Here is a 15409-nt window from a genome sequence, read left to right on the forward strand (position 1 = left end):
ACAACTCGGCGACAAGTCTAACAGAACTTGCCTACACGTAAGAGATATTTGCTACGCACTAAGTTTCAGTCTCGCCCGCAAATTTCTCACGTAATTTATCAAGAGCACGTTTGTACCGCATTTTTGTAGCACTCAAACCCATATGCATAATGTCAGCGATTTCCTGAAATTCCAGCTCTGCGACGAATCGAAGCACCAGAATTTCGCGGTCAATCGGGTTCACATGCACCAACCAGCGATCAAGTCCGCCCTTCTCCTCGGGTGCCGGCGCCTTCTCTTCAGACGCCTCCTCAAGGGGGTCCAGACTCAAAGCGTCCATCAAACGACGCTTTCGCCGTTCCTTGCGATACTGCGTGATGCACTCGTTATACGTGATGCTGTACAGCCAGGTCTTGAACTTCGATTTGCCCTCGAAATTCTTCAGGCCGTATAGCACCTTGAGCATCACTTCCTGACAGACATCATCCGCGTCTCTATCGTTCCCCAAATACCTTGAACAAACGTTGAACAGAGTGCGTTGATACCTGCGCATCAATTCTTCGTACGCGCGTGTTACGTGAAACAGCTCCGTGTGCGAGCGCGCGACCAACTCCTCATCAGAGAGCTCACGGGGGTCATAGCGCGTGGACAGCGTTTGGGCTTTATTCAAAACAAGTCGTGCCGACAGTCAGGTCAATGTCCGCTGCAACCCGGTGACCCGGGTTTGCGGCGGCGTACATTAGCAGGATTTGCCGGATTAGCGGCTACTGACCTGCTGCTCCAGGAGAATCCGGTTAGACAGCGACACCAGTTCGCCGTCATCGGTCAGCACGGTTGTCTTGACTGTGCCGATCTCCTCGATTTGCCCTTCGACCTCGCCCACACGCACCTGTTGCCCAACTTGATACAGCTCACGCACATAGATTCCCGCAAGAATCTGACCGGCAATTTCCCGGCTTCCCAACCCCATGGCCAGCGCAACTGCCAGACCAACGGTAATCAAAACAATCACAATCACGTGGTTGAGCAGGTCAGTTTTGACCTCCAACTGGCTGATCGCGACAGAAATACTGATGATGATCACCAGCCCCTGGGCGATTCGCCCCAGGCCCGCCGCGTAGTCCAAGCCCACGCCTTCGGCGGCCCCGCGCACCAGCCCGTTGGCCAGTTGCGCGAGCAAAACCCCCACCAGCAGCACCAGCGCGCCGCCGAACACTTTCGGCAAATACAGTGCCAGCATGTCGAGCGTAGCTGAAACTCGCTCAAGTCCAAGGGACTGCGCCGCAGAAACCAGAAAAATAAGTAGAACGAACCAATAGACGATCTTGCCGATCAGGGTCGAAATCGGTACTTGCAACCCCGCGCGGCCGAGCAATTTGGTCAGGCCAGTGCCGGCCATCAGGCGATCGAGGCCCAGTTTGGCGAGCAATTTGGACAGCAGGGTATCGAGCAGCTTGGCGACGACAAAACCCAGCAATACCAGGACCAGGGCACCAAACAGGTTGGGAATGAAATTCGCCACCTTGGTCCACAATGCGGTCATCGCGGTGACCAGGCTCTGGGTCCAGAGATCAAGTTCCATATTCAATCAGCCTTATCAGCAGTGCTAGCAAGAGGTTTACGACGGGAAACCGGTGACACATGGGCCGAACCGTTGTTCAGGGCCATCATCAACGCCGGCAACCAACGCCCGAGCAGACCGAACAGGTCACCCGCCCCTACCTGACGGTTGGCGGTTTTCAGTACGCGGCCCAGGCAAGCATCGTCATCACGGTTGGATGGCGAAGCATTGAGCATGTCACGCAAAGACTGTTCGAACGGATCGTGCATAGAGACCTCTCGCAAGTGATTTAAAAGACGAGGGTAAAATTCATCGGGTCACATCGGCCCTTTCTTACGTTCAGGTCATATTCAGGTCAAACCCAGCGCAATCGTCGAAATAACCACCATTGCCCCAGTGCCACAGACACCATCAACAGGCACGCGATCAGGAATCCATAAGGGCTGGTAGAGAACGGAATGCCCCCCACATTTATACCGAGCAGGCCGGTGAGAAAACTCATCGGCAAGAAGATCCCGGTGATGATCCCAAAGCGGTACATGGTGCGGTTCATGCGCAGGCTCAAGCGCCGGTCTTCGGCCTCAAGCACAAGCCCCACGCGCTCTCTGGCCAATTCCAGCTCTTCCAGGTAACGGGTCAGGCTGTTGTGCAATTCATTCCAATAGTCAGCATCGTCGTCGCAGAACCATGCCAATTTTATTCGCGTCAGTTGGGCAAAAATATCCCGCTGGGGGGCCAGGAAACGCTTGAGCCCTGCAGCCCTTCGACGGATCTGCAGAACGCTGCCGTGCTCCGGAGTATACCGTTCGTCGGCATCGAGGTTTTCTTCCTCGGAATCGACGATTTCAGACAAGCCAGTAACCAGATCCTGCACTTTATTGGTCAGATATTGAGCCATATAAAGGATGAGTTCAGACGCCGTCTTGGGGCCTTTGCCATCTGCCAACTGCACCAGCAACTCATCGGTGGCGCGCAAGGGGCGCAAACGCAGGGAGATCACTCGGTTGGCGGCGGCGAAGATGCGCACCGACACCATGTCTTCGGGCTCGGCGCCTGGGTTGAGATTGATCCCGCGCAGAAACAACAGCAATTCGGCGTCCGGCAGCGGCAACAGGCGTGGGCGAGTGTTCTCCTCCAGCAGCAGGTCACAGGCAAACTCGCTCAGGCCGCTGGATTTACGCAGCCAGGTCTGGGTTTGAGGATGGCTGCGATCCCAGTGCAGCCACAGGCTTTCCTGGGGCTGCAACTGCAAATCGTCGAGGTCAGTCCGGGCAATCGAACGCGCGCCGCCTTTACCGTCCAGCACCAGGGCATGCACCAGCCCCCATTGCGCGTTTTCTTCTTCGAACATCCTCACCCCGATCAGTTACGGCAGTTTATTCAGGCATTTTCAGTGGGGTGGGCGACACGATCACCCCATTGTTGTCGGCATAAATGTACTCACCGGGGCGGAACGTCACGCCCCCGAATGTCACCGCCACGTTCAGGTCGCCAAGGCCGCGCTTGTCGGTTTTTTTCGGGTGCGAGGCCAGGGCCTGCACGCCCAGGTCGGTCTGGGCGATGACGTCGACATCACGGATGCACCCGTAGATCACCAGCCCTTCCCAACCATTTTTCGCGGCTTTCTCGGCAATCATGTCGCCGAGCAACGCGCAGCGCAGGGAACCACCACCGTCGACCACCAGCACTTTGCCAGCGCCGGGCAGGTCTGCCTGCGCCTTGACCAGGGAGTTATCCTCGAAGCATTTGAGGGTGACAATTTCGCCGCCAAAGGAGTCTCGGCCACCGAAGTTGCTGAACATCGGCTCCACTACCTGCACCAGCTCCGGGTAGGCGTCACACAGGTCGGGGGTCACGTAATGGTTCATCGAGAAACTCCTGTCATCAAAGAAGAGGTCGAACATCCACGGTGTACATCAAGAAAACGCCCCGCGACAGGCATTCTTTAAGTGCCCGCGCCTTGGCGGCGGCCATGATCAAACCCTGATCAGCGCAACGCAATACACGTTGCGCGACTGAATATGACCAGAAGCGCCTGGCGCGTCATATCTTAGCCGCAACCATTCAAGAGTGAAACGCCCCTGGCAGAGCGTTTCGTCAAACCGTTGCGGCCACCTCGGGCTGCGTGCCGAATACGGGTGTCAGCGGGTCGTTCAACCAACGCTCGACCAAAGGCCACACTTGGGCCTGGGCGGCTTTGCTGACCAGCATCTGCACATGGCCGAAATCCTCGCTGAAACCTTGTTGGCGCCCCAGGCACAGGTACTGGCGATGCTCGCTGCCCACTTGCTCGAAGAGCTTGCGGCAGGCCCAGTCCGGGTCTTGCCGGTCGCCCGCGGCGCTCACCGCCAACAGCGGCACATCGACCTGGGCCAAGCCTTTCCACCAGTCATGCTCGGCATCGCCAAACCGGCCGAACAGGCCGTTCCAACGCATCGCCTCGATCATCACGCCAGCCGGTTCGTCCTCGGGCCCACGCTTGAAGCGCGGGCCCGACAGATGGGCAAGGCGCTTGAGGATAAAGCGACCGCCCCACTCCACCGGTGGAATTTTCAACGGCCAGTGTGTGCGACTGACCTGGCAGCCGAACAACGCCACCGATGCCACCGCAGATGCATCCAAGTGCTGCCCTCCCAAGGCCGCAGCCAATGTGGTAGCGCCGAGGGAATGCCCGATCCAGTGCGGAACCTGCCCGCTTTGCTCAGACACAAACGCCCCCACGGCCGGCAAATCGTATCGCGCGTAATCGGCGACACGGTTTCTGGCGTAGTCGTGATTGCGCTTGGACAAACCATGGCCGCGCATTTCCGGGATCCACACATCAAATCCGCGACGCGCCAGGTAAGCCCCCAGGCCGATGCCCTTGGGCGAATACCAGAAGCGCCGGTTGGAAAAACTGCCATGCAACAAAATAATCGGCGTGCCCCGGTTTTCCGGGACATCGGCCAGGCCCAAACGGGTAACCGCCAGCTCGACGGTGCCGTCCGGGCTGTTACCGGGTTTGAGCCGATAGACGTCTTCACTCAGGTCGCCGCGACGTTCAGCGCTGATCAGGGCGACAGGAAACAGATTGCTGCTGCTTTGCATAATGCTCTTGCACAAAAAAGGGCGGCGTCCGCAAGGATTCCCGCCCTGTACAGATAAGAATGCCGGTCACCCGCAACGAGTGACCGGCACTTTTGACCACGCGATCTTAGGCGGACGCTTGGCCTTCAGCCAGGAAGAACCAGGTTTCCAGCACGGAATCGGGGTTCAACGAAACGCTCTCGATCCCCTGCTCCATCAGCCATTTGGCCAGGTCAGGGTGGTCCGAAGGGCCTTGGCCGCAGATACCGATGTACTTGCCAGCCTTGTTACAGGCCTGGATGGCGTTGGCCAACAGCTTCTTGACCGCCGGGTTACGCTCGTCGAACAGGTGGGCGATGATGCCCGAGTCGCGGTCCAGGCCCAGGGTCAACTGGGTCAGGTCGTTGGAGCCGATGGAGAAACCGTCGAAGAACTCCAGGAACTCTTCAGCCAGGATGGCGTTGGACGGCAATTCGCACATCATGATCACGCGCAGGCCGTTCTCGCCACGGGTCAGGCCGTTTTCGGCCAGCAGGTCCACCACTTGGCTCGCTTCGCCCAGGGTGCGCACGAACGGCACCATGATCTCGACGTTGGTCAGGCCCATCTCGTTGCGCACGCGCTTGAGCGCACGGCATTCGAGCTCGAAGCAGTCACGGAAGGCTTCGCTGATGTAACGCGAGGCGCCGCGGAAACCCAGCATCGGGTTTTCTTCTTCCGGCTCGTAGAGCTTGCCGCCGATCAGATTCGCGTATTCATTGGACTTGAAGTCCGACAGACGCACGATGACCTTTTTCGGGTAGAACGCCGCCGCCAGGGTGCTGATGCCTTCGACCAGTTTCTCGACGTAGAACCCTACCGGGTCGTTGTAGCCGGCGATGCGCTTGTCGACGCTTTCCTTGATGTCCAGTGGCAGGCCGTCATAGTTCAGCAGTGCCTTGGGGTGCACACCGATCATGCGGTTGATGATGAACTCCAGGCGGGCCAGGCCCACACCGGCATTCGGCAACTGCGCGAAATCGAAGGCGCGGTCCGGGTTGCCGACGTTCATCATGATCTTGAACGGCAGGTCGGGCATGGCGTCGATGGAGTTTTGCTTGATATCGAAGCCCAGCTCACCTTCGAAGATAAAGCCGGTATCGCCTTCGGCGCAGGACACGGTCACGCCCTGGCCATCCTTGAGCAGTTGGGTGGCGTTGCCGCAACCCACGACTGCCGGAATCCCCAGTTCACGAGCGATGATCGCCGCGTGGCAGGTACGCCCGCCACGGTTGGTGACAATGGCACTGGCGCGTTTCATCACCGGTTCCCAATCCGGGTCGGTCATGTCGGAAACCAGTACGTCACCCGGCTGGACCTTGTCCATCTCGGACACGTCCTTGATGATCCGCACCTTGCCTGCGCCGATGCGCTGGCCAATGGCACGGCCTTCCACCAGCACGGTGCCGGTTTCCTTGAGCAGGTAGCGCTCCATGACGTTGGCCGAAGTGCGGCTCTTCACGGTTTCGGGGCGCGCCTGCACGATGTAGAGCTTGCCGTCGTCACCGTCCTTGGCCCACTCGATGTCCATCGGGCACTTGTAGTGCTTTTCGATGATCATCGCTTGTTTGGCCAACTCGCTGACTTCAGCGTCGGTGAGGCAGAAACGCGCGCGCTCGGCCTTGTCGACGTCAACGGTTTTGACCGAACGACCGGCCTTGGCCTCGTCGCCGTAGATCATCTTGATGGCCTTGCTGCCCAGGTTACGGCGCAGGATGGCCGGGCGACCCGCTTCGAGGGTGCCCTTGTGTACGTAGAATTCGTCTGGGTTGACCGCGCCTTGTACGACGGTTTCGCCCAGGCCGTAGGCGCCGGTGATAAACACCACGTCACGGAAACCGGATTCGGTATCCAGGGTGAACATCACCCCGGCCGTGCCGGTTTCCGAACGCACCATGCGCTGCACGCCGGCAGACAGGGCCACCAGCTTGTGGTCGAAACCCTGGTGTACGCGGTAGGAAATCGCACGGTCGTTAAAGAGGGAGGCAAACACTTCCTTGGCGGCGCGGATCACGTTTTCGACGCCGCGAATGTTGAGGAAGGTTTCCTGCTGGCCGGCAAAGGAGGCGTCCGGCAAGTCTTCGGCGGTGGCCGAGGAGCGCACGGCAACGGCCATGTCCGGGTTGCCGGCCGACAGGGTGGCGAAGGCGGTGCGAATTTCTTCGTTGAGCTTCTCGGGGAACTCGGCTTCCATGATCCACTGGCGGATCTGGGCGCCGGTCTTGGCCAGGGCGTTGACGTCATCGACGTCCAGAGCGTCCAGCGCGGCGTGGATCTGGGCATTGAGGCCGCTCAGCTCGAGGAAGTCGCGGTAAGCCTGGGCCGTGGTGGCAAAACCACCGGGCACCGAGACACCAGCGCCTGCAAGATTACTGATCATCTCGCCGAGGGATGCGTTCTTGCCCCCCACATGCTCTACATCATGGACGCCGAGCTTATCGAGGGAAACTACGTACTCTACCAAGGTGATCTCTCCACTTTCTGTGTTGGAAAAGCTCAGGACGCGGGTTGCTCAGTAGGAGCTAACGCCAGCGCTTGTGGCCTGGACCTGGAAAATAAGTGAGAATGCGGCCCACTGCGGGACGGCAAAATCGCGCCTATCATATCCAAGATTCGCCATCAGCTTAAGGCCCAGGGCTCAAATGAAACGATCTGCTTTCTTTATTTCCGACGGCACCGGCATCACAGCCGAAACATTGGGTCAGAGCCTGCTCGCGCAGTTCGAAAACATTACCTTCGCCAAATTCACCCGGCCTTATATAGACAGCGTGGATAAAGCGCGGGCCATGGTACAACAAATCAATCTGGCGGCTGAAAAAGACGGTTTTCGCCCGATCATTTTCGACACCATCGTCAATCAAGACATTCGTGAGATTCTCGCAACGTCGAATGGTTTCATGATCGACATTTTCTCTACCTTCCTGGCGCCGCTGGAACAGGAGTTGAGTGAACACTCGTCCTATTCCGTCGGAAAGTCTCACTCCATCGGGCATAACTCCAACTATATGGAGCGTATCGAGGCGGTGAACTTCGCCCTCGACAACGACGACGGCGCCCGCACCCACTACTACGACAAGGCCGACCTGATCTTGGTGGGCGTGTCGCGTTGCGGCAAGACCCCGACCTGCCTGTACATGGCCATGCAGTTCGGTATCCGTGCGGCCAACTATCCGCTGACCGAAGACGACATGGAGCACCTGACCCTGCCCGCCGCCTTGCGCGCGCATTCACACAAGCTGTTCGGCCTGACCATCGACCCGGACCGGCTGACCGCCATCCGCAACGAACGCAAGCCCAACAGCCGCTATTCCAGCTATGCCCAGTGTGAATTTGAAGTGCGTGAAGTAGAAAATCTGTTCCGCCGCGAGAATATTGCGCACATCAATTCCACGCATTTTTCGGTGGAAGAGATTTCGGCGAAGATTTTGGTGGAGAAAGGGGTTGAGCGGCGCTTCAAGTGATCTCTGGCGCCTGATCGTTCCCACGCTCTGCGTGGGAACGCCGCATGGGACGCTCCGCGTCCCGCAATAGCGACGCGGAGCGCCGCAAGATGCATTCCCACGCAGAGCGTGGGAACGAGCGCGGTCTCACAGATGAAACCGCCCGCCCCCCTGCCCCAACGCCGTCGCCAGCGCATCAAACCCCTCGCGCAATAACTGATCATCGCCCGACGTATTACAGATACTCGCCCGAATAAACTGCGGCACCGCCGTCTGCCCCACGGCAAACGCCTCGGCGGTGGCGATCAGGTAATTGTTCTGCTTGAGCTCCGCCTCGATTTCCGAGGCCCGCCAGGGCTCGGGCACTTCGATCCAGAAATGCGGGCTGTTGAGGTGGGTGCGATAGGCCAGGCCGGTCAATAAATCTTCGACCAGCGTCTTGCGCCGACTAATTTCATTGATCTGCTGACGCAACAAATATTCTGCCGTGCCGTTTTCGATCCACTGGGTCGCCAGTTCCAGGGTCACAGGTGTGGCCATCCAGCAGGTCGAACGTATCGCCGCCGAGATGCGGCTGACCAGCGCCGGCGGCGCATGCACGTAGCCCACCCGCAAACCGGCTGACACCGCCTTGCTCAGGCTGCTGATCAAAATCGTACGTTCAGGCGCGAAATAGCTGAGGGGCGGCGGACGGTCCTCCACCAGCACACCGTGGGCTTCGTCTTCAAGAATCAGCAGGTTATGTTCACGACACACCCTGGCCAAGGCTTCGCGGCGCGCAACCGACAACACGGCGGTCGTCGGATTCTGGATAGTCGGCGTGCAATACAGTGCCGAAATCCGGTGATTACGACAGACCTCATCCAGGGCCGTGGGCAGCACACCCTCCTCATCCATCTCCAGGCCGATCAACCGCACCCCCAGCATACGCGCAGCGGTAATCAGCCCGGGGTAAGTCAACTGCTCGGTGACCACCGTATCGCCAGCGCGCAGCAGGGCCATCATGGCGCACAGCAAGCCGTGCTGGCCGCCGTTGACGCAGATGACCTGCTCGGGAATCGGATGAAACTCGCGCTGCACCAGCCATTGCGCGCCCGCTTCACGGTAACGCGGCAGGCCGGCGTCGGGGGTGTAGGCGCTGATGTCCTGGAGGAACTTGGCGTTGGTCGACAGGGTTTGGAAGCTCTGGGCGAGAAACACCGTCTCTTGCCCGGGAATGTGCATGTTGCGGCTCATGTCGAAGTACTGGCGCGGCTCCTCGCTGAAATTGCGAAAGCCCTCATCACGCTGGCGTTCCATCCCACGCTTGCGCACGAAGGTGCCGTCACCTACCCGTGCAACCACCAGGCCCAGGCGTTCCAGCTCACCGTAGGCCCGGCTGATGGTGCCGATGGTCACGCCTAAATTGTCGGAAAGCACCCGATGGGGCGGCAGTTTTCGTCCCGGTTCAATCAAGCCCTCAAGGATGCCCCGTTCCATCACATCGGACAGGCGCTTGTACTTCACGCCCTGCCCGTTGGACAAGCCCTCACGCATAATTGACACCATGTCAATATTTGTTTTGACAGCCATCTTTCGCCCTAATAGTGTGCTTTTACGGGTTCAATCGCCGATAAACATAACTCATTACAAGTTCAATATAGAGTTCAATTCCGGCTCAGGGAAGCAATAAACGATGCCAATGTCCGCCGTTCTCGAAAACACTGCAAAAACAAAAACGCAAAAACAGTGGCTCGCCGGGCTGGTGACCAGCGTGATGTTCCTGATCGTGTGCCTGAGCTGGGGCACTACCTGGCTGGGCATCAAGATCGCCGTCGAGAGCGTGCCGCCGCTGACATCCGCCGGCCTGCGCTTTCTCATCGCGTTTCCGCTGTTCCTGTGTTTTGCCATGGTGCGCCGCGAGCCGATCCTGTTTCCCCGGGAAAGTCGCTGGTTCTTCGTATTCGTGACCCTGTCCTACTTCAGCGTTCCCTACTATTTGCTCAACTACGGCGAAATGCATGTGTCGTCGGGCCTCACCGCCCTGCTGTTCAGCTGCATGCCGGTGTTCATTCTGATCTTCTCCGCACTGTTCCTGCGCGAGCGCATCTATTTTTCCCAGGTGGTCGGCATCGGCATCGGTTTCGGCAGCCTCTACATGATCATCAAGAGCCAGGGCCTGCACCTGGACCACGCCGAGTTCCTCGGGGTGCTGGCCATTCTGAGCGCCGCGATCATGCACGCCTTGTGCTATGTCATTACCAAGCAAAAAGGCAGCGCCATCAGCGTCATCACCTACAACACCCTGCCCATCGGCATTGCCGGGCTGATGCTGTTCCTGGCCGGCCTGTGGTTTGAAACGCCAACGTTCGACGCCATCACCCTGCGTTCCTGGAGCGCACTGTTCTACCTGGGCCTGGTGGCCTCGGTGGGCGGGTTCATTGTGTATTTCATGCTGCTCAAGCGCCTGAGCCCGATCATCCTGTCGTTCGTCTTCATCATCTTCCCGGTGTTCGCGGTCATCATCGGTGCCTGGTACGAAGGCGTGGAAATCTCCCGCGACCTGATGCTGTACTCGGCAATCCTGCTGGCCGGCTTTGCGATCACCAAATTGCCGATTGAAAAACTCATGGCCAAGAAAAAGTGACCCTCAACCAACGCGAGAGAAACATGGACGTCCTCCGCCCCACCGCCCTGGAACAGATCTACGCCCACGCCAGCCGCAGCTACCCCGAGGAGTGCTGTGGTTTTGTCTTCGCCGACGGTAGCGTGTACCTGGGCAGCAATATCCAGAATGAGCTGCACCGCAAGAACCCCCAGATGTACCCACGCAGCGCGGCCAACGGCTACACCTTTTCGGTGGCCGACACCCTGCTGATGAACAAGGCGTTTCGCAGCGACAACCCGGTGGTGGTGATCTACCACTCACACCCGGATGTGGGCGCCTATTTCAGTGACGAAGACCAGGACAAGGCGCTGTTCCTGGGCGAGCCGATCTTCCCCGTCAGTTACCTGGTGGTGGATGTTCGTCAGGGCCAGGCCCTGGGCTCCAAGCTGTTTGCCTGGGATGGCAAGCATTTCTCCCTTCAACCTTTCAACGACCTGCACACGGAGTTGTCCATGAACGCTGTCTCTTTCCCCGACATTCTGGTTCGCGTGGCCAAGCTGCCGGAATCGACCCTTGAGGGCGCCGGATCGACATTGCGCGAAGTCATTGAAAACCTCTGCACCCATCACCCCCAATTGCGTCAGCACCTGTTCCATGAAAAGAACAACCAGCTCAAGGAACACTTCCTGTTTACCGCCGAGGAGGCGCTGATCGAAGCCGATGAAGCCCTGCCTCCAAAAGCCCGGATCGAAGTGTTGCTCGCCACCTCAGGCGGCATGGACATCGACACCCTGAGCAACGAAGAAGTGCAGCGCTACGTGCGCCACATCACCCTGCCGGGCGTCGGCCGCGAAGGCCAATTGAACCTGAAGAAAGCCAAGGTGCTGGTCATCGGTACCGGCGGCCTGGGCTCGCCCATCAGCCTGTACCTGGCGGCGGCCGGCATCGGCACCCTGGGCCTGGTGGATTTTGACGTGGTGGAAAGCAGCAACCTGCAACGCCAGATTGTGCATGGCAACAGCACCCTGGGCATGCCCAAGGTCGAGTCCGCCAAGCAGCGCCTGCTGGACCTCAACCCCTATATCCAGATCAATGCGCACAACACCGCGCTCGACACTGACAACGCCCTGGAACTGGTGGGCGCCTATGACCTGGTGATCGACGGCACCGACAATTTCGACACCCGCTACCTGGTCAACGACGCCTGCGTGCAGCTGGGCAAACCCCTGGTGTACGGCGCCATCTACCGTTTCGACGGGCAAATCAGCGTGCTCAACTATAAAGGTGGGCCGTGCTATCGCTGCCTGTTCCCCAAGGCCCCGCCCGCTGAGCTGGCGCCCAATTGCAGCGCGGGCGGTGTGATCGGCGTGCTACCGGGCGTGGTCGGCATGATCCAGGCTACCGAGGCGATCAAATTGCTGATCGGCATCGGCGAACCCTTGTCCGGCCGCTTGATGCGCTTCGACGCGCTGGCGATGAAGTTCAGCGAGATCCGCTTCAAGCGCCGCGCCGACTGCCCCTGCTGCTCGGACCTGCGCCACAGCGAAACCGTCGCGCCAGCCACCTGCGCCGATGCCGTACCGAGCCAGCCTTCCCTGGCCGCGGAGCGCTACATCAAGCCCCAGGTGCTCAAGCAAGTGCTCGAACACCCCAGCAGCGCCGATGTATTGCTGGACGTACGTGACGCCAGCGAACTGGAAGTGTGCAAATTACCGGGCGTGGTGCATATCCCGCTGGCCGAACTGGATGGGCAGCTCGCCAGCCTGAGCCGCGACAACACCCACTACCTGATCTGCTACGCAGGCACCCGCGCCGAGCAAGCCGCCAGCACCCTGTTGGCCGCCGGCTTTGCCAACACCAAAGTCCTGCAGGGTGGCATGAAACATTGGGTTCGCGACGTCGAACCTGACATGCCGTTGTACTAAGGGCGGAGGCGTACTGATGCTGCATAACTCCATCCTCGACGTCATCGGCCAAACGCCGATCGTGCGTCTGGCCCAGTTTTCCGAAGACCTCGGCATCGAGGTCTACGCCAAGCTGGAGTCCCTCAACCCCGGCGGCAGCCACAAGGCGCGCATCGCCCTGGGCATGATCCTGGATGCCGAGCGCCGCGGTGTGCTGATCCGTGATTCCGGGCAGACCATCATCGAACCCAGTGGCGGCAACACCGGCATTGGCCTGGTGATGGCCGGCAATGTGCTGGGCTACAAAGTGGTGCTGGTGATCCCCGACAACTACAGCCCGGAAAAACAGAAACTGCTGCGCCTGTATGGCGCCAGGGTCGTGCTGTCCGACAGTCGGCTGGGTAACAACTCCCACGGTGAAAAGTGCATGGAGCTGCAGTTGGAGAACCCCAACTACGTGATGCTCAACCAGCAACGCAACGGCGCCAACCCCCAAACCCACCGGGACACCACCGCCCCGGAAATCCTGCGCGCCTTCGGTGAACAGCGTGTGGACTACTTCGTCAGCGGCATAGGCACCGGGGGGCATATCACCGGTATCGGCGAAACCCTCAAGGCAGCCTGGCCGGCACTGCGTGTGATGGGTGTGGAACCGGAGGAATGCGACTTGCTGAAAGACCAGCACGCCGCGCACGCGATCCAGGGCCTGTCGATTGGCCTGATCCCCAGCATCCTCAACCTGGACGTGATCGACGGCATGCTCAAGGTGTCGCACGCCGATTGCCTGGACATGATCAAACGCATCATGCGCACCGATGCCATCAGCCTGGGGCTGTCTTCGGCCGCCAACATGGTTGCCATCGCCCAGCTTGCCCCCGAACTGCCGCCTGAAACGAGGGTGTTGACCATGGTCTACGACAATGCCGACAGCTACCTGCCCAGTTTCGAGTAACCGGGCTTTTAACCATTCAACATACGGGGGTGTCTCCATGGGGGGCTTTATCGACATGCAACAGCTGCACGATGAGTTGCTGACCCACCTCATCACCACCCTGACGCCCGGGCAGATGAAGCAGCTGGAACCGCACCTGGCGCCGTTGATCCAGAACGCCGCCCAGGCAGTGGCCGAAGACCTGATCGCCTATGCCTATCGCGACCCGGCGTCCCGTGGGCGCGGTGAGTTGATCCTGGAGTCCTACGCCTCGTTCAAGGCCGTGCTGTTCTACCGCCTTGCGCACCTGGTGTGGCATTTCCAGGCCGCTGACAATGGCGAGTTTTCGCGCATGGCCCTCAAGCTGAGCAACCAGGGCAAGATCCTCTCCGGCGCCGAGATTCACCCGGCAGCCCGTATTGGCCGGCGCTTTGTGCTGGACCATGGCTACGGCACCGTCATCGGCGAAACCTGCGTGATCGGCAACGACTGCTACATCCTCTGCGGCGTGACCCTCGGCGCGCGCGGTATCGCCAACAACCCGGACGGCAAGCGCCACCCGCGCCTGGGCAATAACGTCGAAGTCGGCGCCGGCGCCCGGGTGCTGGGCTATGTTTCGATCGGCGACAACGTGTTTATCAGCCCCTCCTGCGTGATTACCCAGGACGTGCCAGCAGGCACCAAGGTCAAGGTGGTCAACCAGATCCAACTGCAAAAAAACGATGAATCGGACCACAGCAACTACCTCGGCGCCTTTGCCCTGGATGAGCGCTTGCACGTGGTGGGCGAAGTGAGTGTCGGCCACAAGGTCACCGTGCTGGACGCCGACTTTCATCCCCTGCAAGGGCTGATGCTCGAACCTACGGTGAAAGAGCGGCACCACCTGCAGTTTCGCCTGCGTCGCCTCGACAACGATGAACAACTGCCTCGCCTGCCGCTGAACCTGAAGGTATGCGGGCCGGAATTTGAAATCACCCTGCTCTCTCCCCCTGGCTTGAGCGCACTGGTGCGCCACCTCTTGCAAGCCACCCCATTGATCGTCGGAGGTTGAACATGTCCGTGCATACCATGGAAACCCTGGCGCTGTTCGACAGCGCGCCCTACCAGAACGCATTCAGCGCCCGGGTGATTGCCGTCAGCGAACAGGGTATCGCCCTGGAGCACACCCTGTTCTACCCCACCGGCGGCGGGCAACCGGGCGATACCGGCCACCTCACCCTGGCCGATGGCACACGGGTGCAAGTGACCGGCACCGTACGCGACCCGGCGTTGCGCTCGATCATCTGGCACCAGGTGGACCACTGCCCCGAACAGTTGGCCGCTGGCGTCCAGGTCGACGCCGGGCTGGATTGGGAACGGCGCTACCAGCACATGAAGATGCACACCTGCCTGCACTTGCTGTGCTCCCTTATCGATGCGCCCGTGACCGGTTGCAGCATCAGCGCGGATAAAGGCCGCCTGGATTTCGACCTGCCGGAAATGACCCTGGACAAAGACCGCCTCACCCAAGACCTCAATGCCCTGATCGAGCAGGCCCACGCAGTCAAAACCCTGTCGATGCCCGCCACCGAGTACGCAACCCTGCTGCAGATCACCCGCACCCAGGCGGTTGCGCCGCCGGTGGTCTCGGGTTCGGTACGAGTGATTGAAATCCCCGGCATCGATATCCAGCCCTGCGGCGGCACCCACGTGCTCAATACCGAGGAAATCGGCCGGGTGTTCTGCGAGAAGATCGAGAAGAAGAGCAAGCACAACCGCCGGGTGATACTGCGGTTTGAATAGATTCTGAAGCTGGGCTCGGTCAACTGTGGGAGCTGGCTTGCCTGCGATAGCTGACATCCAGTTAATTCATGTGGGGCTGGCACACCGCTATCGCAGGCAAGCCAGCTCCCACATTGACCG

Annotated in this window: 14 protein-coding genes; 6 read left to right on the forward strand and 8 right to left on the reverse strand. The window is 59.7% G+C overall.

What is annotated here, in order from left to right; translation table 11 throughout:
• Positions 1 to 58: 58 nt before the first annotated feature.
• The 7 genes from sigX to ppsA form a co-directional block, all read right to left on the reverse strand.
• On the reverse strand, positions 59 to 649 hold the full coding sequence (gene sigX, locus V8689_RS20995) for an RNA polymerase sigma factor SigX (RefSeq protein WP_003193286.1): 591 nt from the start codon (positions 647 to 649) through the stop codon (positions 59 to 61).
• Positions 650 to 736: 87 nt separating this feature from the next.
• Positions 737 to 1561, reverse strand: coding sequence for a mechanosensitive ion channel family protein (locus tag V8689_RS21000; RefSeq protein WP_003193288.1), 825 nt, complete (start codon positions 1559 to 1561; stop codon positions 737 to 739).
• A 2-nt stretch (positions 1562 to 1563) separates the two neighbouring features.
• A complete protein-coding gene (locus V8689_RS21005; protein WP_014719486.1) occupies positions 1564 to 1809 on the reverse strand; it encodes a hypothetical protein in 246 nt (81 codons plus the stop codon).
• 86 nt (positions 1810 to 1895) lie between these two features.
• A complete protein-coding gene (locus tag V8689_RS21010) occupies positions 1896 to 2891 on the reverse strand; it encodes a zinc transporter ZntB (RefSeq protein WP_056786728.1) in 996 nt (331 codons plus the stop codon).
• Positions 2892 to 2916: 25 nt separating this feature from the next.
• Complete coding sequence (rraA, locus tag V8689_RS21015) at positions 2917 to 3408, reverse strand: ribonuclease E activity regulator RraA (RefSeq protein ID WP_056786731.1); 492 nt, start codon at positions 3406 to 3408, stop codon at positions 2917 to 2919.
• Positions 3409 to 3637: 229 nt separating this feature from the next.
• Positions 3638 to 4627 carry an alpha/beta fold hydrolase gene (locus V8689_RS21020; protein ID WP_056786734.1) on the reverse strand — a complete coding sequence of 330 codons (990 nt, stop codon included), beginning with the start codon at positions 4625 to 4627 and terminating at the stop codon, positions 3638 to 3640.
• Positions 4628 to 4733: 106 nt separating this feature from the next.
• The gene (gene ppsA / locus V8689_RS21025) at positions 4734 to 7109 is read right to left on the reverse strand and encodes a phosphoenolpyruvate synthase (protein ID WP_032895796.1); all 2376 of its coding nucleotides are present in this window, start codon (positions 7107 to 7109) and stop codon (positions 4734 to 4736) included.
• 178 nt (positions 7110 to 7287) lie between these two features.
• Here ppsA and ppsR point away from each other — a divergent pair, with 178 nt between their 5' ends.
• On the forward strand, positions 7288 to 8106 hold the full coding sequence (gene ppsR / locus V8689_RS21030; protein WP_003193298.1) for a posphoenolpyruvate synthetase regulatory kinase/phosphorylase PpsR: 819 nt from the start codon (positions 7288 to 7290) through the stop codon (positions 8104 to 8106).
• Positions 8107 to 8232: 126 nt separating this feature from the next.
• Here the strand turns inward: ppsR and V8689_RS21035 are convergent, their stop codons facing one another.
• Positions 8233 to 9657, reverse strand: coding sequence for a PLP-dependent aminotransferase family protein (locus tag V8689_RS21035; protein ID WP_003193301.1), 1425 nt, complete (start codon positions 9655 to 9657; stop codon positions 8233 to 8235).
• Between the two features lie 109 nt (positions 9658 to 9766).
• Between V8689_RS21035 and V8689_RS21040 the strand changes: the two genes are divergently transcribed.
• The 5 genes from V8689_RS21040 to V8689_RS21060 are packed head-to-tail and all read left to right on the forward strand — an operon-like array spanning position 9767 to position 15289.
• The gene (locus V8689_RS21040; RefSeq protein ID WP_032897827.1) at positions 9767 to 10711 is read left to right on the forward strand and encodes a DMT family transporter; all 945 of its coding nucleotides are present in this window, start codon (positions 9767 to 9769) and stop codon (positions 10709 to 10711) included.
• Between the two features lie 23 nt (positions 10712 to 10734).
• On the forward strand, positions 10735 to 12597 hold the full coding sequence (gene moeB / locus V8689_RS21045) for a molybdopterin-synthase adenylyltransferase MoeB (RefSeq protein ID WP_056786737.1): 1863 nt from the start codon (positions 10735 to 10737) through the stop codon (positions 12595 to 12597).
• Between the two features lie 16 nt (positions 12598 to 12613).
• Positions 12614 to 13528 (forward strand): PLP-dependent cysteine synthase family protein, encoded by a 915-nt coding sequence (locus V8689_RS21050; RefSeq protein ID WP_056786740.1) that lies wholly within the window; start codon positions 12614 to 12616, stop codon positions 13526 to 13528.
• A 37-nt stretch (positions 13529 to 13565) separates the two neighbouring features.
• Positions 13566 to 14558: a serine O-acetyltransferase gene (locus V8689_RS21055; protein WP_003193308.1), complete on the forward strand. Its 993-nt coding sequence runs from the start codon at positions 13566 to 13568 to the stop codon at positions 14556 to 14558.
• Between the two features lie 2 nt (positions 14559 to 14560).
• Entirely contained in the window at positions 14561 to 15289 is a 729-nt protein-coding gene (locus V8689_RS21060; protein WP_056786743.1) for an alanyl-tRNA editing protein, read from the forward strand.
• Positions 15290 to 15409: the final 120 nt, after the last annotated feature.

Source organism: Pseudomonas sp. AK181 (assembly GCF_051122975.1).
Lineage (GTDB): Bacteria > Pseudomonadota > Gammaproteobacteria > Pseudomonadales > Pseudomonadaceae > Aquipseudomonas > Aquipseudomonas lactis.